This window comes from Yinghuangia sp. ASG 101 (assembly GCF_021165735.1).
GTDB lineage: Bacteria > Actinomycetota > Actinomycetes > Streptomycetales > Streptomycetaceae > Yinghuangia.
On sequence record NZ_CP088911.1, the window covers coordinates 3,329,126 to 3,354,972 of the forward strand.

Below are 25,847 nucleotides of genomic sequence, written 5' to 3' on the forward strand. Positions count from 1 at the left end.
CGCCCCAGGGCGCCAGGAAGGCTCCCGGCGGCCGTCGGCGCCGGGGTCCGTCGCGTCGCCCCGGGAGCCCCGCAGGGCCCCGCGGTCCCGCCGGATCACCGCACGAGGCCCCAGCGGAAGCCGAGCGCGACCGCGTGCGCGCGGTCCGACGCACCGAGCTTCTTGAAGAGCCGCCGGGCGTGCGTTTTCACGGTGTCCTCGGACAGGAACAGCTCCCGGCCGATCTCCGCGTTGCTCCGGCCATGGCTCATCCCTTCCAGGACCTGGATCTCGCGGGCCGTGAGCGTCGGGGCGACGCCCATGTCGGCCGAGCGGAGACGCCGCGGCGCGAGCCGCCACGTCGGGTCGGCGAGGGCCTGGGAGACGGTCGCCCGCAACTCGGCGCGCGAGGCGTCCTTGTGCAGGTACCCGCGGGCGCCGGCGGCGACCGCGAGAGCGACGCCGTCGAGATCCTCGGCCATCGTCAGCATGATCACCCGGGCACCCGGGTCGCCGGTGAGCAGCCGGCGCACGGCCTCGACGCCTCCCAGCCCGGGCATGCGCACGTCCATGAGGACGAGGTCGGAGCGCTCCGCGCCCCAGCGGCGCAGCACCTCCTCGCCGCTCGTGGCCGTGGTCACCCGCTCGACACCGGGGACCGTGGCCACCGCGCGCCGCAGGGTCTCCCGGACGAGTGGGGAATCGTCGCAGACCAGGACGGTCGTCATCGCCGGCCTCCGCAGCAGATCCGCGTCACGTTGAGCCTCCACGCCTGTACATTCCGTTGCCTACGCGATCGGTGATCACAGAGTGCCCCTGCTCACCCGAGTTCGCGGGTGCGAACCGCCGACCGCCTCACCCATCCCCAACGACCGTCACTCGAAAGGGTTACGGGGTTGCGGCACGGGTACTTTCGTGGGCCCGTGGGCCCGTCGCCACAGACAACGAGCCGACCCGGTGGAAGGGCACGCCGAGGCCGCGATTCCGGGCGACGGGTTCCGGCCCCGGCCGTCGGGCGACGGCCGGTTCCCCCGGGCCGCACCCCGTAGCGACGTCCGCCCGCCGCTCCCGCGTCCACGTTTGGGCCGCGACTTCAAGCCAATTTCGCCTGTGTCGGGGCTCGATCGTCGATGTGACCGGATTTTTTACGGATATGAACGCATGAGACCGATATGTGCATGGAATTGATCATTCTGTGGCACTTTCGCACCATCGTTTGATCGCATGGTCTGAGCCACCCTCAGCGGAGGAATCCGCGTCGCGACCGTGCCGACAGCAGAACGACCTTGCAATTGCCCCTGAATACGAGGGACGACTCATGGCTGATTTCTCACGGCTCCCCGGCCCGAACGCCGATCTGTGGGACTGGCAGCTGTCCGCCGCCTGCCGGGGGGTCGACAGCGCTTTGTTCTTCCACCCGGAGGGTGAGCGCGGCGCGGCACGCGTCGCCCGCGAAGTGGCGGCCAAAGAGGTCTGCCGGCGCTGCCCGGTCCGCGTGCAGTGTGCGCAACACGCGCTGACCGTGCGCGAACCCTACGGCGTCTGGGGCGGACTCACCGAGGACGACCGCGTCGAGATGGACGGCCGCCGCCGGATGATGAACCGCACCGACGTACCGGCCGCGGGCTGAGGCCCGATGGACCCGGACGAACGCGGCGGGTTCCGGTGACCCCGTCCCGAGGGGCCTCGGGGCGGGGTCACCGGCGTCGTACGCGGTCGCGCACCGGGTTCGGGCCGGTCGGGGGCGGGCTCACGCGGTGAACGCGGAGAGGTCCAACTCCCATACGGCAGGCCAGTCTTTGGCGCGCAGCAGGGCATCCGTACCGCCGTCGCAGCACAGCACCGACCCGACGAAGAACGTCGACTCGGGGCCGAGCAGGAACGCGGTCAGCGCCGCGATCTCGGTCGGCTCTCCCCCGCGCCCGATCGGCAGCGGGAACATCCTCATCCCGTCCGCCGTGAGCGGGTCGGTACGGCCGGCGGCCGTCATCGGGGTCTCGATGAGGCCCGGGGCGATCGCGTTGAGGCGGATGCCGCTGCCGATCCATTCGGCGCCGACGCTTTTCGTGCGCACGTAGTAGGAGAGCGCGGCCTTGGCGGCCGGGTAGCTCCCGAGGGGGTCCGCGTCGGCCGCCTCGCGCGCGGCGTCCTCGTCGCCGGCCAGACACAGCTCCGCCAGGTCGGTCGGCCAATTGGGTTGGCAGGTCGTCGAGTTCGAGCTGACCAGGACGGCCGACGGCTGCTCCGCGGCGGCGAGCAGCGGGCGTACGCCCTCCAGGACCGCGATCGCGCCGAAGTAGTTCACCGACACCATCAGCGCCCCGGGGCGCCCGGTGGCCGCCGCGAGGCCCGCGAAGGGGACGAAGCCGTCGAGGGTGCCGTCGCACGACTCCGCGATCCGGGTGACCGCTTCGGCGCGGCCCTCGGCGGTCGCCAGGTCCGCGTCGATGTCGCTGCCGTTCAGATCGACGCCGATGACGCGGTGGCCGTCCGCCCGGAGGCGGGACCGGGTCGCCGCCCCCAGGCCGGAGGCGGCTCCGGTGATCGCGTACGTGCCCATGGTGCCCCCTTGGTCGCTGCCGCGAAGCATTGCTGACGGTTCGTCAGTTCCAGTGCCGCACCGCACTGTTGCAGATGCGCGCGGCGGTCGGGAAGGGCCGGGGGGATGTTCGGCCGCGGGTGGGCGCGACGGGCCAAGGGGCGGCGTGCGCGACCCGCGCCGCCCGGCACGCGTCGGGCCCGGCCCCCGAGGGGACCGGGCCCGAATGATCGAAAATGATCGTTTTGACTGCAATCGGTCAGTACCGAACGTCGACGATCAGGTCTCCGATCGCGCTGCCGTCATGTCGCCGAGCGCGGCACCGGTCGGTGGCCCCGCATCGTCGACCTGGCTCAGTGGGCGTGCCCGTGGCCGTGGCTGTGGCCGTGCGCCGCCGGCTCCGGCTCGGCCGGCTTCTCGACGACCAGCGACTCGGTGGTCAGCAGCAGCGACGCGATGGACGCCGCGTTCTCCAGAGCGGAGCGCGTGACCTTGACCGGGTCGATGACGCCGGCCTTGAGCAGGTCGCCGTACTCGCCGGAGGCCGCGTTGTAGCCGTGGCCGACCTTCAGCTCCTGCACCTTGTTCACGATGACGTAGCCCTCGAGGCCGGCGTTCTCCGCGATCCAGCGCAGCGGTTCGACGGCCGCGCGGCGCACGACCGACACCCCGGTCGCGACGTCGCCGGTGTGGCCGAGGTTGTCCGCGAGCACCGCGGACGCGTGCACGAGCGCGGCGCCGCCTCCCGCGACGATGCCCTCCTCGATGGCCGCGCGGGTCGCGGAGACCGCGTCCTCCAGGCGGTGCTTCTTCTCCTTGAGCTCGACCTCGGTGGCCGCACCCACGCGGATCACGCACACACCGCCGGCCAGCTTCGCGAGGCGCTCCTGGAGCTTCTCGCGGTCCCAGTCGGAGTCGGTGTTCTCGATCTCGGCCTTGATCTGCCGGACGCGGTCCGCGATCTGGTCGGCGGCGCCCGCGCCGTCGACGACCGTGGTGGCGTCCTTGGTGATCGTGACGCGGCGCGCGGTGCCGAGGACCTCGAGCCCGACCTGGTCCAGCTTCAGGCCGACCTCGGGGGCGATGACCTGGCCGCCGGTCAGGATGGCCATGTCCTCCAGCATCGCCTTGCGGCGGTCGCCGAAGCCGGGGGCCTTGACCGCGACCGCGTTGAACGTGCCGCGGATCTTGTTGACGACGAGGGTGGACAGCGCCTCGCCCTCGATGTCCTCGGCGACGATCAGCAGCGGCTTGTTGCCGCCGTTCTGGATGACCTTCTCCAGGATCGGCAGCAGCTCGGCGATCGCCGAGATCTTGCCCTGGTTGATCAGGATGTACGGGTCGTCCAGGACCGCTTCCATGCGCTCCTGGTCGGTGACCATGTACGGCGACAGGTAGCCCTTGTCGAACTGCAGGCCCTCGGTGAACTCCAGCTCCAGGCCCATGGTGTTCGACTCTTCGACGGTGATGACGCCGTCCTTGCCGACCTTGTCCATCGCCTCGGCGATCAGCTCGCCGATCTGGCGGTCCTGCGCGGACAGCGCGGCGACGTTGGCGATATCGTCCTTGCCGTCGATCGCGCGCGCGGTGCCGAGCAGCTCGTCCGAGACGGCCTTGACCGCCGCGTCGATGCCCTTCTTCAGGTCCATCGGCGCCGCACCGGCGGCGACGTTGCGCAGGCCCTCGCGGACCAGCGCCTGCGCGAGCACCGTCGCGGTGGTGGTGCCGTCGCCCGCGATGTCGTTGGTCTTGGTCGCCACCTCCTTCGCGAGTTGCGCGCCGAGGTTTTCGTACGGGTCGTCCAGCTCGACCTCACGGGCGATCGTCACGCCGTCGTTCGTGATGGTCGGCGCACCGAACTTCTTGTCGATGACGACGTTGCGGCCCTTGGGGCCGATGGTCACCTTGACCGCGTCCGCGAGCGCGTTGACGCCGCGCTCCAGCGAACGGCGGGCATGCTCGTCGAACTGCAGAATCTTGGCCATGGGATGTGAGTCCTCTGTTTCCTTCGCCCTCGGTTGCTTCGGGTCGGCGCGACGACGACACCGCCCCGGGCGCCCCAGTGGGGGTGCCCGGGGCGGGTCGATGACTTTCGCGCGTTACCGCGATGTCACTTCTCGATGATCGCGAGAACGTCGCGCGCCGAGAGGACGAGGTACTCCTCGCCGTTGTACTTCACCTCGGTGCCGCCGTACTTGCTGTACAGGACAACGTCGCCGACCTTCACGTCGAGCGGCAGGCGGTTGCCGTCCTCGAACCGGCCGGGGCCCACGGCGAGGACGACGCCCTCCTGGGGCTTCTCCTTCGCCGTGTCCGGAATGACCAGGCCCGAAGCCGTCGTCTGCTCGGCTTCGAGCGTCTGGACCACGATGCGGTCCTCAAGCGGCTTGATGGCAACCTTGGTGCTGGCGGTCGTCACGATCCGACCTCCCCCTTCGGAGATCTCACGGGGTAATTGTCAGGTGGCGACCAGGTAAGCCCGTCGTCGCGGGTGCCGGACCTGCCCGTCGCGTTGGCACACTCATAGGGAGAGTGCCAATGTCAGACCCTAAGGTTCGCTTAGCACTCCGTCAACTAGAGTGCCAATGGCGGTTTCCTCGTGGCGGGTTGGGAGGGGGCTCCGGCCTCTTCCTGAACGGGGGTTCCGGGCCGTTGCCGGGCCGTGGTCGGGGAAAAGCGGTTCGTCGGTCGCGGGGGTCGGGCGGGGTGCGGGGGCGGTCGACAATGGGGTGTGGATACTTCGGACTTCTCTCGGCTGCTGACGCCCGAGGGGCGCGAACTGCTTGCTGTGCTGGCCGACTTCGACGCCGCGGAGGAGTTGGCGTGGGCCACGCGGTTGCGGCGGGAGCATGAGCCGGGGGTGGTCGCGGCGGCGTTGGGGCAGGCGCGGTTGCGGCAGCGGGGGCGCGTGAAGTTCGGGCGTGACGCGGGGCGGATGTTCTTCACGGCCGCGGGCGTCGAGCAGGCGACGCGGGCGGAGGTGGCCGAGCACCGGGCGCGGCGGGTCGCGGCGGCCGGGGTGCGCGTCGTCGCGGACCTGTGCTGCGGGATCGGCGCGGACGCGGTCGCGTTGGCGCGCGCCGGGGTGCGCGTCGTGGCGGTGGACCGGGACCCGCTGACGTGTGCGGTCGCGGCGGCCAACGCGGAGGCGCTGGGGGTCGCGGATCGCGTCGAGGTGCGGTGCGCGGATGTGCGGGATGTCGGACTCGACGGATTCGACGCGGTGTTCGTGGATCCGGCGCGGCGTACGGCACGGGGCCGGGTGTTCGATCCGGAGGCGTACTCGCCGCCTTTGTCGTTCGTGGAGGCGCTGGCCGCGCGGGTGCCGTGCGGTGCCGCGAAGGTCGCGCCCGGCATCCCCCACGAGGCGGTTCCCGCGGGCATGGGCGCGGAGTGGGTGTCGTACGGGGGTGACGTGAAGGAGGCCGTGCTGTGGTGGGGGCGCCTCGCCGGGGAGCCGTTGCGGGCGACGCTGCTGCCCGGCGGTGACTCAATCGGGGCGGCGCGCGTGCGGCAGGCGCCGGACGGGCCGGTGGGGCGCTACCTGTACGAGCCGGACGGCGCCGTGATCCGCGCCCACCTGGTCGCCGAGGTCGCGGACGCCGTCGGGGGCGCGCTGGTCGACCCGACGATCGCGTACGTCACCGCCGACGCGCTGGTCCCGACGCCGTTCGCCGCCGCGTACGAACTCACCGATGTGATGCCGTTCAACCTCAAGAAGCTCAAGGAGGTCGTCCGCGAGCGCGGCATCGGCACGCTGACGGTGAAGAAGCGGGGCTCCGCCGTCGCACCGGAGGACGTGCGCAAGCGCGTCAAGCCGAGCGGACCGGAGGCGGCGACGGTGTTCCTGACGCGGGTCGCGGGAGCGCCCGCGATGCTCCTCGGGCGGCCGGTGACCGGCCCCGACGGGCCGCGGTCCTGAGGACCCGGCGCATACACCATCGCGGCCACGGCGGGCACGGGAATGTCGTTACGGGTGTAAGGGCCGGGGCGGCCGGGGCAGACTCATGGTCTGAAGGCATGGCTCGTGCGGCGGCGCGACGCCATGAAGCGGGTGTCCCGTTCCCGGCTTGTGAATCAGGCCTCCTCGCCGGGGGCGGGGCGCGGTCCGCGACGAGTCCTTCACTCCCTGGGCGGCGCCGATCCGTCGCGGTGGTCGCGTTCTCGCGCGCCGCGGTGGCGGGCGGCGCCGTACCCGTGCCCGGGCGGGCGCTCAGCGCGGCACTTGTTCGAAGTCCCAGATGTGCGGCGGCCGGGCCACGAGGTGGGTCGGCGGGTCCGGCAGCCCGGAGGGCTCGCCCGTCCACAGGCTGATGACGACGACGCGGTTCTCGGCGTTGCGGAAGACCTCGACGCGCTCCAGGCCGGGCGCGCCGTCCAGGGACGGCAGCGCGACGGTGCGGACCCAGGCCACCAGGGCGTCGCCGCCGCCGGGATTGGCCTTGGCCTCCCACATCGCCGCGGTGGTCCGGGCGGTCATGCGGGCCTCCCTGTCTCGGGCTCGGGGACGGCCGGGACGTCGGCCGTGAGGTCGCGGCGCATCACGAGGGCGTCGACGTCGGCCGGCTGGTAGTAGCCGCGCCGTACGCCGAGCGGCTCGAATCCGAAGCGCTCGTAAAGGCGTTGCGCACGCGTGTTGTCGACGCGCACTTCGAGCAGGACGTGGCGGCAGCCGCGGCGCCGCGCCTCGTCGAGGAGGTCCGTGAGCAGCGCGGCGCCGAGCCCGCCGCCCCACTGGTCGCGGCGCACGCCGATGGTCTGCACGTCGGCGGGCTCCCCGGGGACGCACGCGAGCCCCGCGTAGCCCGCGAGAGCACCGGACGCGTCCTCGGCGACCACGTAGTGCCGCGTCTCGGGGTCGGCCAGCTCGGACCAGAACATCCCCGGGGACCACGCGTCCTCGGGGAAGAGGTCGTGTTCGAGCGCGAGCAGCGCGTCGATGTCCCACCAGCGCAGGGTGCGGAGCGTCGGGGCGGGCGTCATGCGGTGAGTGTACTTCCGGCACGCGGGCGCCCCCCGGGCCCAGAGGGAGCAGGCCCGCCGGGCCGGGGCCTTCGCGGCGGCGGATGACGCCGCGCTGTCCGCGGCACCCGGTTCTCCGCGCGAAGACGACGACGGGGCCGGTGTGTCCGATCCGTTCCCCCGCGGGCGAGCACGGCCCGCGGGTGCCCGGATGCGGCCGAGCACCGGCAACTCTCGGCCCGCCCGGCCGGGCCATCGACCGGCAGCCGCCTGTGACCGACGGTCTCCGACGCGCCTTCAGATCACGCCGCGGCGCGCCCGGCCCTTCCGGCTCCGCCGCGGCCGAGGCGACGCGTCGTCATCTCGGCGTGACCGGCTTGTAATTGGCCGGGACCTTGGCGTCCGGCCGGCGCAGGTACAACGGCTCGGGGGGCAGGAGTTCGCCGCCGTGGGCCAGGCGCTCGGCGGCGAGCGCGGCCAACGCGGCGGCGTCGACGTGGTCGGGCTCGTGCACGGAGGCGAAGGACTCGGGGTAGAGCGCGGCCCCCGCGCCGATCGCGGGCAGCTGCGCGACGGAGGCGGCGATGTCGGCGGCGCGGTTCACCGACGGGCCCTCGGTGCGGGTGCGGGCGTCGGCGTACCGCGCCCAGTAGACCTCCTTGCGCCGCGCGTCGGTCGCCGCGACGAAGGGGCCGGTCCGCGCGGCGCCGTACGCGAGCGCGTCCAGCGTGCACACGCCGTGCACGGGGACGCCGAGCGCGTCGCCCAGCGCGCGGGCCGTCATCAGGCCCACCCGCAGGCCCGTGTAGGGCCCGGGGCCGACACCGACCGCGATGTCGGTCAGGTCGGCGCGGCTGCGGCCCGCCTCGTCGAGCACGGCGACGATGCCGGGCACCAGAAGCTCCCCGTGCCGGCGCGCGTCGACGCGGGTGCGCGCGGACAGGACGCGCGTTCCGTCGTGCAGCGCGACGGTCACGGCGGGGGTGGCGGTGTCGAATGCGAGCAGAAGCACCGCGCCAGGCTATCCCGGCGGCACCGGACCCCTCGCACGGTCGACGGAACACCCGGCGGCAACCGCGGGGGTCGGCGTACTGGCACGATGTGGGAGAAGGACACGGCGGCGCACCCGACTTGCGCGCCGGGGGTCACGCGTTGTGGGGCACGCGGTTCACCGAGAGGCGAGAGCATGGCGAATCCGGGGACGACGGTTTTGGGCATCACCGTCGCGGCGCTGCTCGGCGTGGGGGCGTTGGCCTGGAAGGCCGCGGACTCCGCACCGGACGACCGGCAGGGCGCGGTCGCGTCGTCCGCGCCGCCCGAGGCGCCGCAGTCCGGCACGCCGGAGGCCCCGCCGACCCCGACGGCGCCGCCGGTCCCGGCGAACTCGGGCAGCGGCAAGCGGGTCGTCTACTCGGTCGGACAGAGCATGGTGTGGCTGGTCGACGTCGAGGGCGGCCAGGAGAAGGTGCTGCGCTGGTACAGCGTGGTCGGCGGCACCGTGCCGATCCCGGTCGGCAGCTACCGCGTCGACACCAAGAACGAAGGGCCGCAGCGCGCGGGCGACGGCCTGACGATCTCGCACACCGTGATCATCGGGAAGACCAACGGCTACACGCTCGGGTTCAGCGGCACCGAGACGTCCCTGGAGGAGGTCGCCAAGCTGTACGCGCCGTCGGCCGTGCCGAGCGGCACCGCGACCGGCAAGGCGACCGGGACGACGCGGCCGAGCTCGAAGGTCCCGAAGAACGCGGGGGTGCGCGAGGCGGCGGGCGACGGCCGCGCGATGTTCGAGTTCACGGACATCGGGTCGCCGGTGATCGTCGTGCAGTGAGCCGGTCCGGCGCGCTTGTGAGGTAACTCTCGCGATCCGGGTCCGCGCGGTGTGCGGGGCGGCCGGCGTCCTGGTCGCACCCGGTTTTCCGGACACGCGTTCGAGGAGCGTTCGGGCACCGCACCGCAATTGCCGACATACCATCGCCTACAGATCGGAACCGGCAGGTCGTACGGCGGAAGTGGTGGCGCGGTGGCGGAGCGGAACCGGGCGCCGGGCGCGCCCGCGGTCGGTGCGGCGGCGGTCGCGCGGCGGCGCCTCGTCGACTACCCGCGGGCCGGGAAGCCGCGCTTCCGGCGCTGGATCCCGTCGTTCAAGCACTTCCTCACGGCGTTCCTGTTCGTGCTGGGCCTGGCGTTCCTCGGGGTCGGGGTGGTGTACGCGATCACGCCGATACCGTCACGGGCCAACGCCGACGCGACGCAGCAGAGCAACATCTGGCAGTGGAGCGACGGCAGCGAGATCGCGCGCACGGGGTCGACCAACCGGCAGAACGTGCCGCTGTCGTCGGTGCCGAAGCCGGTCCAGCAGGCCTTCCTCTCCGCGGAGAACCGCAGCTTCTACAGCGACGGCGGCATCTCGCTGACCGGCACGATCCGCGGGCTGGTCACCTCGGTGACCAGCGGCGGCTCCTCGCTTCAGGGCGGCTCGACGATCACCCAGCAATACGTGAAGAACCTGTACCTCACGCAGGAGCAGACCGTCTCGCGGAAGGTCAAGGAAGCGATCATCGCGGTCAAGATGGATCGCACCGAGTCGAAAGACAACATCCTTGAGGGCTACCTGAACACGGTCTACTTCGGCCGCGGAGCCTACGGCGTCCAGGCCGCCGCACACGCCTACTACGGCGTCGACGCGTCGCAACTCACCGTCGAACAAGGCGCCTACCTCGCCGCGCTGATCAACGCGCCGGGCGTCTACGACGTCAAGGACACCACCGACCGCGGACGCGCCAACGCCCTCGCACGGTGGAACTACGTCCTCGACGGCATGGTCGACTCCAAGTGGCTGCCCGCCGACCGGCGCGCCGCGATGGTGTTCCCCGAACCACTCGACCCCGAGAAGGAGCCCGGCCTCGCGGGCATGAACGGCTACCTCGTCGAGACGGCCAAGCAGTACCTGCTCGACCACGACGTGGTCACCGAGCAGCAACTCGCCGCCGGCGGCTACACGATCACCACGACCTTCGACAAGGCCAGGACCCAGGCCCTGTACGACACGGTGCGCACCACCCTGGCCGACAACCTCGACCCGGCCAAGCGCCCGGAAGACGTCGGCGTCCGCGTCGGCGGGGCCTCGGTCGACGTCGCGACCGGCCGCATCGTCGCCATCTACGGCGGGCCGAACTACCTGGACCAGTTCGTGAGCGACGCCACGCGCCGCGACGTCCAGGTGGGCTCGACGTTCAAGCCGTTCGTGCTGGCCGCCGCACTGCGCGAGGGCGTGCAGGACGGCAGGAAGCGCACCCCCGTCACACCGCAGACACGCTACGACGGCGACGACGACGTCGTCATCACGCAACCGAACGGCAAGCCCGTGCTGAACGGCGGAAAACCGTGGCGGCCGGGCAACGAGGACGGCCGCAGCTTCGGCACGATCTCCCTCTCCCGGGCGATGGACGTCTCCGCCAACACCGTCTACGCCCAACTCGGCGTGGACGTCGGCCCGGACAAGGTGGTCGCCGACGCCGTGCGCGCCGGCCTCTCCCCCGACACCCCCGGGCTCCAGCCCGACCCCGCCGTGTCCCTGGGCACCGCGACACCGAGCGCCCTCGACATGGCCGGCGCGTACGCGACCTTCGCGGGCGAGGGCGACCACATCGACGCGTACTCGGTCGAGAAGCTCACCCGGAACGGCGACGACATAGGGCTGCCCGGGCACGACACGGAGCAGGCGTACACCGCCGCACAGGCGAACAGCGTCAACCAGGTGCTGCAGTCGGTCGTCGAATCCGGCACCGGCACACGCGCCAAGGCACTCGACCGCCCCGCGGCGGGCAAGACGGGCACGACGGACGGCGACAAATCCGCGTGGTTCGTCGGCTACACGCCGCAACTGTCCACCGCCATCGGCATGTTCCGGCAGAACCCGGCCACCGACGCGTTCGAGGAGATGTTCGGCACCGGCGGCCTGCCGCGCATGGACGGCGGCAACCTGCCCACCCGCATGTGGACCGCCTACATGAAGACCGCACTGGCCGGGCAACCCGTCGTCGGCTTCGAGGTGCCCGCCGACACATCCGGCTCCGACCGGCAGCCCACCCCGGACAACACCGGCTCGGCACCGACCACCGGCCCGGACCGGACACCGAGCACGACACCCGGCACCACGGCGCCGCCGTCGTCCGGAACGCCCTCGGAGACCGGCACCACGACGCCGCCCACCGGCTCCCCCGAGGGCACGGCCGGCGACGGCCCCACCGGCGGCGAGACCGACACGCCGACGGGCGGGACCAGCGGAGGAGCGACGACGCCCACCACGCGACCGCCCGCGGACGGCGGAGGCGACGGAGGAGGCGGCGCGACCGGCGGGGCGACCGGAACCGGGGACACCGCGCCCCGGTAGCGGCCGGGCCCGCGTCGGTCAGTCCGCGCGCGCCGTCACCGTGTCCGCCGCGCCGCCCAGCGCGGCCCCCAGGTCGATGCCCGCCCAGCGGTCGCCCACCGTGCGGAAGGACACCGTGCGCGTCTCGTCGCCGGACGGGTCGTCGGCACCATCCGCGGGCCCCCCGGCGTCCCCGGCGCGTTCGATGACGATGACGAGCCGGTCCTCGGCAAGGTCCTCCACCGAACCCTCGCCCCACTCGACCACCGTCACCGAGTCGTCGAGCGACGCGTCGAGGTCCAAATCGTCGACCTCCGCCGCGACATTCGCCGACGCCCCCAGACGGTACGCGTCGACATGCACCAGCGCCGGACCGTCACCCGTCGGCGGATGCACCCGGGCGATCATGAACGTCGGCGACGTCACGGCGCCGCGCACCTCCAACCCCGCACCGAGCCCCTGCGTCAGCGTCGTCTTGCCCGCACCGAGACCCCCGGACAGCACCACCAGGTCACCGCCCCGCAGCAGCCCCGCGAGCCGTCGCCCGAGGTCGCGCATCCGCTCCCCCGTCGCCACCGTCACCCGCACGCCCGGTCCCGCCTCGCCTGCCATCTCCCGCTCCCGCTCGTACCCGTCTCACCGCCGGTCCGGTCGATCCGGCGGCCTCACCCCGCCGCGCCGCGCCCCGCATCGCCGTCGGGCCCGAACGCACCGTTCCGCCGCTGCCCCCGCGTGATACCCGAACGCCGGACCGGTGCGCCCGCGACGCGCGCGAGAAGGCCGCGCAACGCCGCATTGACCACCTCGGGGTGTTCGAGCGGGGTCAGATGCCCGGAACTGGGCACGATGACCAGCTCGGACCCCGCGAGCGCCTCGTGGATCGCCTCGCTGTGCGACGCGGGCGTCATGAGGTCCTCCCCGCCGCCGATCACCACCGACGGGACACGGTCGATCACCGGCAGCGCCGCCAGCTTGTCGTGCGTCTCGAACGCCGGGAAGAACTCGGCGATCACGTCGATCGGCGTGGCCGAGATCATACGGTCAGTGAACCGCACGATCACCGGGTCCACATCGGACGCGAACGCGTACCGCTCGGTGAAGGCGTACACCAGGTCACGCGCCGCCCGGCGGCCCGCCTCCACCAGCGACGCCCGGCGGCCCAGCGTCCGCAGCACGCCCGGCGCGACACGGTGCACCAACCGGGCCCCGGCGGCCGGGATGCCCAGCGTCACCGTCGCCCACTTCCCCGCCGACGTGTTCAGCAGCCCGACACCCACCACGCGCTTGCCGAACAACTCGGGGTGGCGGTCGGCGAGCGCCATGATCGTCATGCCGCCCATCGAGTGCCCGACCAGCACGATCGGGCCATTCGGCGCCAGCTCGTCCAGCACCTCGTACAGGTCGTCGCCCAACTGGTCGATGGTCGACGTCTCCGGCGCCCCCCGGCCCGAACGGCCGTGCGAACGCTGGTCGAACAGCACCAGGCGGTAGCCGTCCCGCAGCGCGGCGCGCTGGAAGTGCCAGCAGTCCATGTTCAGCGTGTAGCCGTGGCACAGCACCACCGTCAGCGGCGCGTGCGGGTCGCCATCGATCTCCGCGAACAACTCGATGCCGTCCGCGGCGGTGACGATGTGCGCCTCGCCGCGCAGCGTGCCGTACTCGGCGATCGCGTCCATCTCGACCTCGGCACGCCGCCGCACGCGGCCCACGGTCATGCGTTCGATCGCGACGCCCGCGGCGGCACCCACCGCCAGCACGCCGACCGCGGCACCGAACACGCCGGCGAACCCGGCGCGGCGGCCGGCTGCCTCGCCCATACCCATCGGATCGCTCATCGGGCCCCCTGGTACACCCGCGGCACGCGCGACCCGATCCGCGTGACGATCTCGTACGCGATGGTGCCCGCCGCACGCGCCCAGTCCTCCGCGGTCGGCGCGCCGCCGTCGCCCGGACCGAACACCACGACCTCGTCGCCGACCTCGGCGGCGTCGTCGCCGAGGTCCACCACGAACTGGTCCATCGCGACCCGCCCCACCACCGTGCGGCGCGCGCCCGCGAGCCACACCGGGCCCGTGTCGCTCGCGTGTCTGGGCACACCGTCGGCATACCCGAGAGGCACCAGCGCGAGATTGGTCTCCCGCGCGGCCTTCCAGGTGTGCCCGTAGCTGACACCGTGGCCGGCCGCGACCCGCTTGACCGACGCGACGGACGCCGCGAGCGTCATCACCGGGCGCAACCCCAGCTCACGCGAGCCGTGCACGTCCGGCACCGGCGACAGCCCGTACGTCGCCAGACCGCTGCGGACCAGGTCGAAATGCGCCTCGGGCAGCAGCAGCGCGGCCGGGGAGTTGGCGATGTGCCGCACCTCGGGCGCGACGCCCCTGCGCTCGGCCAGCGCGACGGCCTCGCGAAACGCGGTGAGCTGCGCGGCGATCGACGGATGGCCCGGCTCGTCGGCACACGCGAAGTGCGACCACAGGCCGACCACCCGCACCCAACCGTCGGCCTGCGCCTTCAGCGCGGCCTCGACCAAAGGCTCCCACTCGTACGGCGGGCAGCCGTTGCGGCCGAGACCCGTGTCGGCCTTGAGGTGCACGCGCGCGGGCGCGCCGACCTCGCGCGCGGCGCTGACGACCTCGTCCAAGGCCCACCGGCCGCTCACCGAGATGTCGACGTCCGCGTCGAGCGCGTCGGCGATGGGGTCGCCCGGCACCCACAGCCAGGTCAGCACGCGCCCGTCGACGCCCTGCCGGCGCAATTCGAGAGCTTCACCGGGGAGCGCGGTGCCGAGCCAGGCGGCACCGGCGCGGCGGGCGGCGCGGGCGCACTCGACCATGCCGTGTCCGTAGCCGTCGGCTTTCACCACCGCCATGACCTCGGCGGCTCCGACCCGGTCACGCACCGCTGCGATGTTGTGCCGGACCGCGTCGAGGTCGATCCGGGCTTCGGCACGCATAGGACGGAGGATCCCCTTCGTTCGGCGGTCGTACGGTGCTCTCGGGCCGTTCCCCGGCCGGCCCGGTCACGCCGTACGCCCGGACGGCACCCGGTGCCGTACGCAACCGGGACTCCCAGTGTGGCAGGCCCCGACCGGTCGCGCCGTCGGGGACGCGGCGGCATAAGGGGGCAGGCGGCGCGGGTCACGCTCCCGAGCCGCGGACCGCCCGCCACGCCTCCGGAAGGGCCGCCGCGACATCGCCCGCGGCGCACGGTGTGCCGGCCGCCGACGCGAGACGGCCCGCCAGACCGTGCAGGTAGGCGCCGCAGACCGCGGCCTCGGTGGGCGTCCGGCCGGCGGCCAGCAGCGCGCCGGTGAGCCCGGTGAGGACGTCGCCGCTGCCCGCGGTGGCGAGGTACGGGGTGCCCGTCGGATTGGCCCAGACCTCGCCGCGCGGATCGGCGATGACGGTGGTGGAGCCCTTGAGCAGCACGGTCGCGCGGTAGGCGGCGGCCAGGCGGGTCGCGTGCCCGATCCGCTCCGCCTCGACCTCGTCGCGCGTGGTGTGCGCCCCCAGGCCCTCGAACAGGCGTACGGCCTCACCGGCGTGCGGGGTGAGCAGCACGCCCGGAACACCGTTCAGGGAATTCGGGCCCATTTCAGCCAGAAGAGTGAGCCCGTCCGCGTCGACGAGCACGGGGACGCCCTCCCCCGGCACCGCCGCGAAACGCTCCCGCGCCTCTTCGCCCGTGTCGAGCCCCGAACCCACCGCGTACGCCTGCACCCGCCCCGCGCCGACCATCACCTCGGGATGGGCCCGCAGCACCGTCTCGCCGACCGCGCGCGGACCGAGGTAGCGCAGCGCGCCCGCACCGCCGCGCAACGCGGCACCGGCGGCGAGCACGGCCGCGCCGGGATAGCGCTCCGAACCGACCACCAGGCCCAGGACGCCCCGCGCGTACTTGTCGGATTCCCGCGCGGGGCGGGGCAACAGCCTTGCCACGTCGGCGTGTTGCACGGCACGCAGGACGGGCGCGGGCGGCTCCAGGCCGATGTCGACCAGCGTCACCACACCCGCGTATGACGCCCCGGGGTCGACGAGCAGGCCGGGCTTGTGGGTGCCGAAGGTGACCGTCACGTCGGCGCGTACGGCGGCGCCGGGAACCGCGCCCGTGTCCGCGTCGACGCCGCTGGGCAGGTCGACGGCGACCACGACCGCGCGGGAGGCTTCGGCCGCCTCCGCGAGAAGGTCGGCGGGGGCGCGGAGGGCACCTCGGCCGCCGATGCCGACGATGCCGTCGATGACCAAGTCCGCTGCGCCGACCAGGTCCTGAGCATCCGTCAGGAAGCCGGGGGCGTCGGCGGGGAGGCACCGGCCGCCGGCGCCGCGCAGGGCCTCCAGCCCGGCGGCGTGGGCGCGCGCGGGGCTCAGCAGGAGGGCGTCCACGCGGGCTCCGCGCCGGGCCAGCCGGGCTCCGGCGTACAGCGCGTCGCCGCCGTTGTCGCCGCTGCCGACCAGCAGGACGGTCCTGGTGCCGTACACCCGGGCCACGAGGCCCGCGCACGTGGCGGCCAGCCCGGCGGCGGCGCGGCGCATGAGCGCTCCGTCCGGCAACACGGCCATGAGCGCGGCCTCGGCCGCCCGAACCTGTTCGACGCTGTGGGCCTCGCGCACGGAACTCATCGCCCTTCTGGCCTGACACCGGGTGGGTGTGCGATGTTCGTCGGATCGGTCACCCGACCGCGGGACGGCGGTCTGCGGCGTCCGGCCACGTTACGGTCCCGGTGGCCGCCGACGGTCGGCGGCGGGCCGTCGCACTCGCAAACCGACCGATGGTGGGACCGCTCGTGGCCCGAGTCGAACACGACGACTCGAACGCGGCGGGGTCTACGTCATTTCGTGTGGCCAGGGGGCGTGTCGGGCACGATCGGCGCCCGGCCGACGTTCCCGAGGTATGGAAGGGTCGGGCGGGACGGGAGCGGGGGAACGGAAGGGCCGGGCGCGTGGGGGCGTTCGTTTTCGTCAAGCGATGTAGTGGGCCCGTCTGCTCACAGGGCTCCTCCGCTCGCCGGAGCACGCGGAGCACGCGGAGCACGCGGAGCACGCGGAGCACGCGGAGCACGCGGAGCACGCGGAGCACGCGGAGCACGCGGAGCACGCGGAGCACGCGGAGCACGCGGAGCACGCGGAGCACGCGGAGCACGCGGAGCACGCGGAGCACGCGGAGCACGCGGAGCACGCGGAGCACGCGGAGCACGCGGAGCACGCGGAGCACGCGGAGCACGCGGAGCACGCGGAGCACGCGGAGCACGCGGAGCACGCGGAGCACGCGGAGCACGCGGAGCACGCGGAGCACGCGGAGCACGCGGAGCACGCGGAGCACGCGGAGCACGCGGAGCACGCGGAGCACGCGGAGCACGCGGAGCACGCGGAGCACGCGGAGCACGCGGAGCACGCGGAGCACGCGGAGCACGCGGAGCACGCGGAGCACGCGGAGCACGCGGAGCACGCGGAGCACGCGGAGCACGCGGAGCACGCGGAGCACGCGGAGCACGCGGAGCACGCGGAGCACGCGGAGCACGCGGAGCACGCGGAGCACGCGGAGCACGCGGAGCACGCGGAGGCGAGACGCCCTCCCCGGCCCAGCGGTTCCGCGGTGGGCTAGCTTTCGGCGATCACGACGGCGGAGGCGATGCCCGCGTCGTGGCTCAAGGACACGTGCCAGCCGGTCACACCGAGTTCGTCGGCTCGCGCCGCGACGGTTCCGCGCACGGTGAGGACGGGCCGACCCGAGTCCTCCGTGCGCACCTCCGCGTCCTGCCACAGCAGCCCACCGGGCGCGCCGAGGGCTTTCGCCAGTGCCTCCTTCGCCGCGAAACGCGCCGCGAGCGAGGCGATACCGCGCTCCTGACCGGGACGCACGTAGCGCTCGGCCTCGGTGAACAGCCGATCGGCGAGCCCAGGAGTGCGCTCCAGCGATCGCGCGAAACGCGCGATGTCCGCGACGTCGATGCCCACACCCACGATCACGGGGGCCAGCATGGCACGGGGCGGGGTCCGGCCGATGCGCGGGGCGCACGACGCTAAAGGCGGGGGCGGTGTTCGTCGTCTGTCGTGCGCGGTGAAGCACTCGACCGCTTCACCGCTCATGTCGGTCGCCGCTCGTTGTCGGCCGTCGCTCGTTCGCCTGCTCTCGGCGTCGGCGACGGGTCACCACCACGGCTGAAGCTCGTCACCATCGCGACCGACGGGGCGGCGGCAGCGGCCTTGGCGGCGGACGCATAGGGCGGGCGCGAATATTCGGACGGGTATCCGCCCCTTTCGACGGGCCTGTCAGCCACCGTTCGTTCGTCTGCGCTCAGGGTCGATGTCTCGTCAGCATCGCAACTGAGGCTCCTCGTCACCGCGATCGGCGGGCACGGGAGTCGCGGCCCTGGCTGCGGACACAGGGCCAGCACGGATAGTCGCTCGGGTATCCGCCCCGGTCGGCGGGCCTGTCAGCCGCCGCTCGTTCTTCTGCCCTCAGAATCGACGGCTCGTCACCATCACGGCTGAGGTTCCTCACCACCGCGACCGGCGGGCGCGCGGGTCGCGGCCCTGGCTGCGGACACAGGGCCAGCACGGATAGTCGCTCGGGTATCCGCCCCGGTCGGCGGGCCTGTCGGCCACCGCTCGTTCTTCTGCCCTCAGAATCGACGGCTCGTCACCCTCGCAACCGAGGTTCCTCACCACCGCGACCGGCGGGGGCGGCGGTGGCGGCCCTGGCTGCGGACGCGCAGGGCCGGTACGGATATTCGTACGGGTATTCGTGCCGGTGGGCGGGCGTGTCGGCCGCCGGGGGGTTTGCCGGGGACGGCGGCGGATCGGCCGACACCGTGCCACCAGTTCCTGCGGGTCCGGGCGCCCGGCCGACCCGGCACCGCCGCCGCCCCCGCGACCGGTACGGGAAGGGCGGATTCGCTCGCGGCCCCGTACAGAGCCGGTAACGACGCCCGCTGTCCGTCCGCGTGCGTCTGTGCCGGAAGGGCCAAAGGGGCCGGGTTGCGCGGGCTCGTCCCGGGGCCGCCCTCGCGCACCACCGCGTTCTTGCGAGGCCGCGCGGGAGCCTGCCCGGCGAACATCGCGCCCAGAGCCAGCACGAGGCCGAAGATCTGCCATGGGGTCAGCGTCTGGTCGAGCACGACGATGCCGCCGAGGGTCGCGACCGCCGGGTTGACCAGCGACATGAACGAGACCGGTCCGGCGCCGAGGACTTCGATGCCGCGGAAGAACAGGACGTACGCGAGAGCGGTGCCGAACAGGCCGAGATAGGCGAAGCCGATCCAGTTCTCCCCGGTGAGCGCCGGAGGTGCGCCCTCGGTGACGAGCGCCAGGGGGGCCAGGAAGAGCCCGGCCGCGGTGAGTTGCCACGCGGTCAGGTCGAGCATCGTGACGCCGTCCGGCTTGCCCCATTTGCGGGCGAGCACGGTGCCCAGGGACATGAGCACGATCGCGGCGAGCATCGCGGCGACCCCGACGCCGCCGAGTTTCGCGCCGCCGTTGAGCACCAGCAGGGCGACGCCGACGACTCCCACGAGCCCGGAGACCACCGCGCGCACCGAGGGGCGGGCGCCGAGGATCAGCGCGGAGAACGCGATGACCAGCAGCGGCTGGATGGCCCCGATGGTCGCCGCGACCCCGCCGGGCAGGCGGTACGCACCGACGAACAGCAGCGGGAAGAAGAAGCCGACGTTGAGCATGCCGAGCACCACGGACCGCCCCCACCACTTCCCGCGCGGCAGCTTGCGCCCCAGCAGGAGCAGCAGGAGGCCGGCGGGGAGCGCGCGCATCGCCGCGAGGAGCATCGGCCGCCCCTCGGGCAGCAGTTCCGTCGTCACGAGGTACGTCGTGCCCCACGCGGCCGGCGCGAGCATCGTCACCGCCGCGACGCCGAAGCGCGCGGGCGCACGGTTGGCCGGCCGGCCGCCCGAGACCGCAATCACGCCTGTCATGGGACACCCCTCAGCGTCGGGTCGGCATGGACCGAGTGTCCATCGACTCAGCATTGACTAGATGAACGTTAAGATATGATGGACACGGGAGTATGCGAACGTCAAGCTTGTTAACGCTGAGATATGTACGCGACCGCCGGCAACACGAGAGGTCGGCACCGACGCCGACCGGCTAAGGGGGAACCACCATGCGCGAACGCCGAGGCACGGAGCCCGACACCGCCGGGCACACCGCACGCGAACGCGACGCCGTCGACCATATCGCCGATCAGTGGCAGCGCGAGCGTCCGGAGATCAACACGACCGCGATGTCCCTCATCGGACGCCACAACCGCTTTCACGCGCATATCGAGGCCGGCCTGCGCGAATACTTCGCCGCGCACGGCCTCGACGTCTCCGAGTTCGACGTCCTCGCCACGCTGCGCCGTGCGGGTGAACCGTACGAACTCAACGCCCGCGCGCTGCTGAAGTCCGCGATGGTCACCTCCGGTGCGATCACCAACCGCGTCGACAAACTCTCCGGCAAAGGGCTCGTCGAACGCCGGCCGTGCGCGGACGACCGCCGGGCGGTGCTGATCCGCCTGACCCAGCAGGGCAGGGAACTCGTCGACCGCATCCTCCCCGGGCACGTGGCGAACGAGGCACGGCTGCTGGCCGCGCTCGACGACGACGAGCAGCGGCAACTCAGCGACCTGCTGCGCAAGTTGCTCATCTCCCGGGAAGGCCCCACACCCCCTCCGGCGCAGGCCTGACCCACAAGCCCCCGAAAGCCCCTGGCAACGAAAATCCTTCAGGTACGGCCGAGTTCGTGGCGCAGCACATGCTGCGGCCCCGCGTCGCCACCCATGTACAGGCGCCCCTCGTCGACGAACCCGCCGGCGAGGTAGGCCCGTACGGCACCCGCGTTGCGCACGTTCACCGTCAGCAGCAGCACCCCGGCGTCCGGCGCCAACTTGGCCGCGACGCGCGGGAGTTCGCGGATGGCCGCACCGCCGAGGCCGCGGCCCTGCCAACGCGCGCCGATGTAGAAGGACCGCAGCACCACGGCCGGCAGCGGCTCCCCGGCGACCTCGTCCGGATACCCGCGCACGTCCAGCACGCCGAAGCCCACCGCGTGGCCGTCGTGGACGACCGCGTACGGCGTCCGGAACGGATCGAGGTCGGCCACCGGCAGCGTCGCGGAGGCCCGGCCGGAGAACCGCAGTTGCTCCGCACGCGGCGCCAGCGCCGACACCTCGGCCCGCAACCGGGCGATCCTCGGCTCGCAGGAGGCGGCCGGCCCCGGCACCGGTTCCGCGTCCCCACCGGAGGCGCCGTCCGGGAGGCCGATGTCCACGAGCTCCACATCGAGCCGGCTCCGTGCCATCAGTGCCTGATCAACGCCTGGTTTCGCGGCCGGTGCGGCCCGGTCCGGTCTTGCACGGTCCGGGCCGGTCGCATCCGGTCTGGTTCGGTCGGGGTTCGGTTCCGGATCGGAAGCCCGGGTCAGCGGCCGGCGCCGTACCCGCGTCCCGATCCGCCCGTCACTCGACCGTCACCGACTTCGCCAGGTTGCGCGGCTGGTCCACCTCGTGGCCCTTCGCGGTCGCCAGCTCGCACGCGAACACCTGCAACGGCACCGTCGCCACCAGCGGCTGGAGCAGCACCGGCGTCGCCGGGATGCTCACCAGGTGGTCCGCGTACGGCAGCACGGCCGTATCGCCCTCCTCGGCGATCACGATCGTCTTGGCGCCGCGCGCCCGGATCTCCTGGATGTTCGACACGATCTTGTCGTGCAGCACGCTGCGCCCGCGCGGCGACGGCACCACGACCACCACCGGCAGACCGTCCTCGATCAGCGCGATCGGCCCGTGCTTCAGCTCACCGGCCGCGAACCCCTCCGCGTGCATGTACGCCAGCTCCTTGAGCTTCAACGCACCCTCCAACGCCACCGGAAAACCCACGTGGCGGCCGAGGAACAGCACCGACGTCGCGTCCTTGAGCGACCGGGCCAGATCCCGCACCGGCTCCATGGTGTCGAGCACCCGCTCCACCTGCTCCGGCATCGCCGCGAGCTGCTCGATCACCTCGGTGATCTCGTCGCCCCACTTCGTGCCGCGCACCTGCCCGAGATACAGGGCCACCAGGTAGCACGCGACAAGCTGCGTCAGGAACGCCTTCGTCGACGCCACCGCGACCTCGGGGCCCGCGTGCGTGTACAGCACCGCGTCGGCCTCGCGCGGCATCGTCGAACCGTTCGTATTGCAGATCGCCAGCACCTTGGCCCCCTGCTCGCGCGCGTGCCGCTGCGCCATCAGGGTGTCCATCGTCTCGCCGGACTGCGAAATCGCTATCACCAGCGTCTGCCGGTCCAGGATCGGGTCGCGGTACCGGAACTCGCTGGCCAGCTCCACTTCGCACGGCATCCGCGTCCAGTGCTCGATCGCGTACTTGGCGATCATCGCGGCGTGGTACGACGTCCCGCACGCGATGATGACGACCTTGTCGATCTCGCGCAGCACCTGGTCGGGGATGCGCACCTCGTCCAGCCGCAGCCGCCCGTCGGTGCCGATCCGGCCCAGCAGCGTGTCCGCGACCGCCTTCGGCTGCTCGGCGATCTCCTTGAGCATGAAGTAGTCGTGGCCGTCCTTCTCGGCGGCCGACGCGTCCCAGTCGACGTGGTACTCGCGGAACGTGCCCGGATTGCCCAGGAAGTCGGTGATCGTCACGGAGTCGCGGCGCAGCTCGACCACTTGGTCCTGGCCCAGCTCCACGGCCTCGCGCGTGTGCGCGATGAACGCCGCGACATCCGACGCCAGGAAGTTCTCCCCGTCGCCGCGCCCCACCACCAGCGGCGAGTTGCGGCGCGCGGCCACCACCACATCCGGAGCGTCCGCGTGGACCGCCACCAGGGTGAACGCACCCTCCAGACGGCGGCAGACCCGGCGCATCGCCTCGGCCGCGTCGCCGCCCGCCGGTGCGAACTCCTCGGCGAGCAGGTGGCAGACGACCTCGGTGTCGGTCTCGGAGTGCAGCGTGTGCCCCCGCTCGGCCAGCTCGGCCCGCAGCGCCGCGAAATTCTCGATGATGCCGTTGTGCACCACCGCGACCTTGCCCGCGTTGTCGAGGTGCGGGTGCGCGTTGACGTCGGTCGGCGCGCCGTGGGTCGCCCACCGGGTGTGCCCGATCGCCGTGGGACCGGCCGGCAGCGGTGCCTCGATCAGCGCCTTCTCCAGGTTCGCGAGCTTGCCCGCGCGCTTGTCGCTGACCAGGCCTCCGCCCCCGGAGTTCGGGCGGTCGTCGACTCCGCCCGTGAGGACCGCGACGCCGGCCGAGTCGTAACCGCGGTATTCGAGGCGGCGCAGACCCTCCATGACGACGTCGAGCGCCGACTTGTCACCTACGTATCCGACAATCCCGCACACAGATTGGTCCTTTCCGTGGGGGTTGCGGGGTTCTTCCCCCGACGCCGCACTTGGAGGCCAGCCTACGGGGTGCGGCCGAAGCCACGCCGGAACGCGACCCGGGACCGGGACACGACCGGCACGAAACCGGCACACATGTTCGAGTCCGAACGGTCCGAACGGGCGCTTGAACCGGCCCGGCGGGCGACCGTACGCCCCCCTTGAGGAGAATGTGTGGCGTGCACACCACCGTCAGCCCCGGCGCGGCACGCGACCTGTCTCCGTATGTCGAACTCGACCGCGAGGCGTGGAGCCGGCTCCGGGCCAACACACCCCTGCCCCTGACCGCCGACGAATTGGAACAGCTGCGCGGCCTCGGCGACATCGTCGACCTGCACGAAGTCACCGACGTCTACCTCCCGCTGTCCCGCCTGCTCAATCTCTACGTGGGCGCGACACGCGGCCTCAACTCGGCGCTCACCACCTTCCTCGGCAGCGACGACCGGCCGGCCACGCCGTTCGTCATAGGCGTCGCCGGCAGCGTCGCGGTCGGCAAGAGCACGACCTCGCGCATCCTGCGCGCGCTGCTCGCCCGCTGGCCGGACCACCCGCACGTGGCGCTGCTCACCACCGACGGATTCCTCTACCCCAACGCCGAGTTGGAACGGCGCGGCATCATGCACCGCAAGGGCTTCCCCGAGTCGTACGACCAGCGCGCCCTCGTACGGCTCGTCGCCGACGTCAAGGCCGGCAAGCCCGAGGTGTCCGCGCCGGTGTACTCGCACCTGACCTACGACATCGTCCCCGGCGAACGCCTCGTCGTGCGGAGGCCGGACATCCTCATCGTCGAGGGCCTCAACGTCCTGCAGCCCGCGCGTGTGGGCGCCGACGGCCGCCCCCGCCTCGCGGTCTCCGACTTCTTCGACTTCAGCGTCTACGTCGACGCACGCACCTCGGACATCCGGCGCTGGTACCTGGACCGGTTCCTGAAACTGCGTCAGACCGCGTTCCGCGACCCCGCCTCGTACTTCCGGCGTTACGCCGCGATGACCGAGGACGAGGCCGTCGCCTACGCGGACGGCGTCTGGCGCGACATCAACGAACTCAACCTGGAGCAGAACGTCCTGCCCACGCGCGGCCGGGCCACCCTCGTCCTGCGCAAGGGCCCGGACCACGCCGTGAACCGGCTGCGCCTGCGCAAGCTGTGATCCGCCGCCCGGACGCGCCGACGCCGGGCACCACGGCCACACGGCCACACGGCCACCGGGACACCGGCGAAGGCGCCGGCGCCCGGCCCCACCTGCCTCAGACCGAAAGCTCCGCGCGGACGACGTCCGCCAGCAAACCGGCCTCGTACTCGGCCCGCTCGTGCGTCGGCGCCTCCACCATCACGCGCACCAGCGGCTCCGTCCCCGACGGGCGCAGCAGTACGCGGCCCTCCTCACCGAGGCGGGCCTCCGCCTCCGCCACCGCGGCGGCGAGACCGGGCGACGCCTGCACGCGCGTCCGGTCCACCCCGGAGACGTTCACCAGCACCTGCGGCAGCCGCGTGACGACCGTCGCGAGATCGCGCAGCGGACGCGCGGTCTGCGCGACACGCGCCAGCAGGTGCAGCGCGGTGAGCGTGCCGTCCCCGGTCGTCGCGTGGTCGAGCATCACCACGTGCCCGGACTGCTCGCCGCCGAGCGTCAGCCCGCCGGCCTGCATGGCCTCCAGCACGTAGCGGTCGCCGACCGCGGTCTCGACCATCTTGACGCCGGCGTCCTGCATCGCCAGCTTCAGCCCGAGGTTCGACATCACGGTGGCCACCAACGTGTCCTCGCGCAGGGCGCCCGCGTCGCGCATCGCGAGCGCCAGCACGGCGAGGATCTGGTCGCCGTCCACCTCGGTGCCGGTCGCGTCGACCGCCAGGCAGCGGTCCGCGTCGCCGTCGTGCGCGATGCCCGCGTCGGCGCCGTGCTCCACCACGGCCGCCTTGAGGTCGGCCAGGTGCGTCGAACCGCAACCGTCGTTGATGTTCAGGCCGTTCGGCTCCGCGTGGATCGCGATGACCTCCGCGCCGGCCTGCCGCAGCGCGTCCGGGGCGACCCGCGAGGAAGCTCCGTTCGCGCAGTCGAGGACCACTTTGAGGCCGTCGAGGCGGTGCGGCAGCGTCGCGAGCAGATGCTCGACATACCGCGCGTGGCCCTCCGGGTGGTCCTGGACGCGGCCGACCTGGGCACCCGTCGGGCGGTCCCAGTCGGTGCCGAGCAGCGCCTCGATCCGGTCCTCGACCTCGTCGGGCAGCTTGTGGCCGCCGCGCGCGAAGAACTTGACGCCGTTGTCCGGCATCGCGTTATGGCTCGCGGACAGCATGACGCCGAGGTCCGCCCCCAGCATGCCGGTCAGATACGCGACCGCCGGGGTGGGCAGGACACCGGCCCGGTAGACGTCGACGCCCGCCCCCGCGAGACCGGCGACCACCGCGGCCTCCAGGAACTCGCCGGAAGCGCGCGGATCGCGGCCGACCACCGCGAACGGGCGCCGCCCGTGCCCGGCCTCCCGGCTCTCGCTGCCGAGCACCCGGGCGGCACACACCGCCAGGTCGAGCGCCAGCTCCGCGGTCAGCCGACCGTTGGCCAGCCCGCGAACACCGTCCGTACCGAACAGTCGTCCCACCTTCGGACCTCCCGCATCGTC

23 protein-coding genes are annotated in these 25,847 nt (G+C 72.8%); 6 read left to right on the forward strand and 17 right to left on the reverse strand.

What is annotated here, in order from left to right:
• Positions 1–95 precede the first annotated feature (95 nt).
• Positions 96–707, reverse strand: coding sequence for a response regulator transcription factor (locus tag LO772_RS13860; protein ID WP_231779541.1), 612 nt, complete (start codon positions 705–707; stop codon positions 96–98).
• A 590-nt stretch (positions 708–1,297) separates the two neighbouring features.
• On the opposite strand from LO772_RS13860, the gene LO772_RS13865 reads away from it, so the two are divergent.
• Positions 1,298–1,609 (forward strand): WhiB family transcriptional regulator, encoded by a 312-nt coding sequence (locus LO772_RS13865; RefSeq protein WP_231778716.1) that lies wholly within the window; start codon positions 1,298–1,300, stop codon positions 1,607–1,609.
• 120 nt (positions 1,610–1,729) lie between these two features.
• On the opposite strand, the gene LO772_RS13870 is transcribed toward LO772_RS13865, so the two are convergent.
• The 3 genes from LO772_RS13870 to groES all read right to left on the reverse strand — a co-directional run bounded on the left by LO772_RS13870 (position 1,730) and on the right by groES (position 4,937).
• Positions 1,730–2,539 carry an SDR family oxidoreductase gene (locus LO772_RS13870; protein WP_231778717.1) on the reverse strand — a complete coding sequence of 270 codons (810 nt, stop codon included), beginning with the start codon at positions 2,537–2,539 and terminating at the stop codon, positions 1,730–1,732.
• A gap of 332 nt (positions 2,540–2,871) precedes the next feature.
• Positions 2,872–4,503: a chaperonin GroEL gene (gene groL, locus LO772_RS13875; protein ID WP_231778718.1), complete on the reverse strand. Its 1,632-nt coding sequence runs from the start codon at positions 4,501–4,503 to the stop codon at positions 2,872–2,874.
• Positions 4,504–4,628: 125 nt separating this feature from the next.
• Positions 4,629–4,937 (reverse strand): co-chaperone GroES, encoded by a 309-nt coding sequence (groES, locus tag LO772_RS13880; protein ID WP_231778719.1) that lies wholly within the window; start codon positions 4,935–4,937, stop codon positions 4,629–4,631.
• A 312-nt stretch (positions 4,938–5,249) separates the two neighbouring features.
• On the opposite strand from groES, the gene LO772_RS13885 reads away from it, so the two are divergent.
• The gene (locus LO772_RS13885; RefSeq protein WP_231778720.1) at positions 5,250–6,440 is read left to right on the forward strand and encodes a class I SAM-dependent methyltransferase; all 1,191 of its coding nucleotides are present in this window, start codon (positions 5,250–5,252) and stop codon (positions 6,438–6,440) included.
• Positions 6,441–6,731: 291 nt separating this feature from the next.
• Here LO772_RS13885 and LO772_RS13890 read toward each other — a convergent pair whose 3' ends face one another.
• From LO772_RS13890 to tsaB, 3 genes are all read right to left on the reverse strand, one after another.
• The gene (locus LO772_RS13890; protein ID WP_231778721.1) at positions 6,732–6,998 is read right to left on the reverse strand and encodes an antibiotic biosynthesis monooxygenase family protein; all 267 of its coding nucleotides are present in this window, start codon (positions 6,996–6,998) and stop codon (positions 6,732–6,734) included.
• The gene (gene rimI, locus LO772_RS13895; protein WP_231778722.1) at positions 6,995–7,501 is read right to left on the reverse strand and encodes a ribosomal protein S18-alanine N-acetyltransferase; all 507 of its coding nucleotides are present in this window, start codon (positions 7,499–7,501) and stop codon (positions 6,995–6,997) included. Before rimI ends, LO772_RS13890 begins: the two co-directional genes overlap by 4 nt.
• Positions 7,502–7,838: 337 nt before the next feature.
• On the reverse strand, positions 7,839–8,492 hold the full coding sequence (gene tsaB / locus LO772_RS13900) for a tRNA (adenosine(37)-N6)-threonylcarbamoyltransferase complex dimerization subunit type 1 TsaB (RefSeq protein WP_231778723.1): 654 nt from the start codon (positions 8,490–8,492) through the stop codon (positions 7,839–7,841).
• A gap of 174 nt (positions 8,493–8,666) precedes the next feature.
• Between tsaB and LO772_RS13905 the strand changes: the two genes are divergently transcribed.
• Entirely contained in the window at positions 8,667–9,311 is a 645-nt protein-coding gene (locus LO772_RS13905; protein WP_231778724.1) for a hypothetical protein, read from the forward strand.
• Positions 9,312–9,503: 192 nt separating this feature from the next.
• Positions 9,504–11,876: a transglycosylase domain-containing protein gene (locus LO772_RS13910; protein ID WP_231778725.1), complete on the forward strand. Its 2,373-nt coding sequence runs from the start codon at positions 9,504–9,506 to the stop codon at positions 11,874–11,876.
• 18 nt (positions 11,877–11,894) lie between these two features.
• Here LO772_RS13910 and tsaE read toward each other — a convergent pair whose 3' ends face one another.
• From tsaE to LO772_RS13945, 7 genes are all read right to left on the reverse strand, one after another.
• A complete protein-coding gene (tsaE, locus tag LO772_RS13915) occupies positions 11,895–12,467 on the reverse strand; it encodes a tRNA (adenosine(37)-N6)-threonylcarbamoyltransferase complex ATPase subunit type 1 TsaE (RefSeq protein WP_231778726.1) in 573 nt (190 codons plus the stop codon).
• Positions 12,468–12,520: 53 nt separating this feature from the next.
• On the reverse strand, positions 12,521–13,690 hold the full coding sequence (locus LO772_RS13920; protein ID WP_231778727.1) for an alpha/beta fold hydrolase: 1,170 nt from the start codon (positions 13,688–13,690) through the stop codon (positions 12,521–12,523).
• Complete coding sequence (gene alr, locus LO772_RS13925) at positions 13,687–14,811, reverse strand: alanine racemase (RefSeq protein WP_231778728.1); 1,125 nt, start codon at positions 14,809–14,811, stop codon at positions 13,687–13,689. The genes LO772_RS13920 and alr overlap by 4 nt, the downstream gene beginning before the upstream one ends.
• Before the next feature lie 184 nt (positions 14,812–14,995).
• A complete protein-coding gene (locus LO772_RS13930; RefSeq protein ID WP_231779542.1) occupies positions 14,996–16,468 on the reverse strand; it encodes an NAD(P)H-hydrate dehydratase in 1,473 nt (490 codons plus the stop codon).
• A 58-nt stretch (positions 16,469–16,526) separates the two neighbouring features.
• Complete coding sequence (locus LO772_RS13935; RefSeq protein WP_231778729.1) at positions 16,527–17,411, reverse strand: hypothetical protein; 885 nt, start codon at positions 17,409–17,411, stop codon at positions 16,527–16,529.
• A gap of 44 nt (positions 17,412–17,455) precedes the next feature.
• Positions 17,456–17,836, reverse strand: a complete 381-nt coding sequence (locus LO772_RS13940) for a holo-ACP synthase (protein WP_231778730.1) — start codon at positions 17,834–17,836, stop codon at positions 17,456–17,458.
• A 683-nt stretch (positions 17,837–18,519) separates the two neighbouring features.
• The gene (locus LO772_RS13945; protein WP_231778731.1) at positions 18,520–19,785 is read right to left on the reverse strand and encodes an EamA family transporter; all 1,266 of its coding nucleotides are present in this window, start codon (positions 19,783–19,785) and stop codon (positions 18,520–18,522) included.
• A 188-nt stretch (positions 19,786–19,973) separates the two neighbouring features.
• Between LO772_RS13945 and LO772_RS13950 the strand changes: the two genes are divergently transcribed.
• The gene (locus LO772_RS13950) at positions 19,974–20,537 is read left to right on the forward strand and encodes a MarR family winged helix-turn-helix transcriptional regulator (protein WP_231778732.1); all 564 of its coding nucleotides are present in this window, start codon (positions 19,974–19,976) and stop codon (positions 20,535–20,537) included.
• Positions 20,538–20,575: 38 nt separating this feature from the next.
• On the opposite strand, the gene LO772_RS13955 is transcribed toward LO772_RS13950, so the two are convergent.
• Together LO772_RS13955 and glmS are read right to left on the reverse strand one after the other, a co-directional pair.
• The gene (locus LO772_RS13955) at positions 20,576–21,130 is read right to left on the reverse strand and encodes a GNAT family N-acetyltransferase (protein WP_231778733.1); all 555 of its coding nucleotides are present in this window, start codon (positions 21,128–21,130) and stop codon (positions 20,576–20,578) included.
• A 178-nt stretch (positions 21,131–21,308) separates the two neighbouring features.
• On the reverse strand, positions 21,309–23,189 hold the full coding sequence (gene glmS / locus LO772_RS13960) for a glutamine--fructose-6-phosphate transaminase (isomerizing) (protein WP_231778734.1): 1,881 nt from the start codon (positions 23,187–23,189) through the stop codon (positions 21,309–21,311).
• Positions 23,190–23,398: 209 nt separating this feature from the next.
• Between glmS and coaA the strand changes: the two genes are divergently transcribed.
• On the forward strand, positions 23,399–24,376 hold the full coding sequence (gene coaA, locus LO772_RS13965; protein WP_231778735.1) for a type I pantothenate kinase: 978 nt from the start codon (positions 23,399–23,401) through the stop codon (positions 24,374–24,376).
• A 97-nt stretch (positions 24,377–24,473) separates the two neighbouring features.
• On the opposite strand, the gene glmM is transcribed toward coaA, so the two are convergent.
• Positions 24,474–25,826 (reverse strand): phosphoglucosamine mutase, encoded by a 1,353-nt coding sequence (gene glmM, locus LO772_RS13970; protein ID WP_231778736.1) that lies wholly within the window; start codon positions 25,824–25,826, stop codon positions 24,474–24,476.
• Positions 25,827–25,847 lie beyond the last annotated feature (21 nt).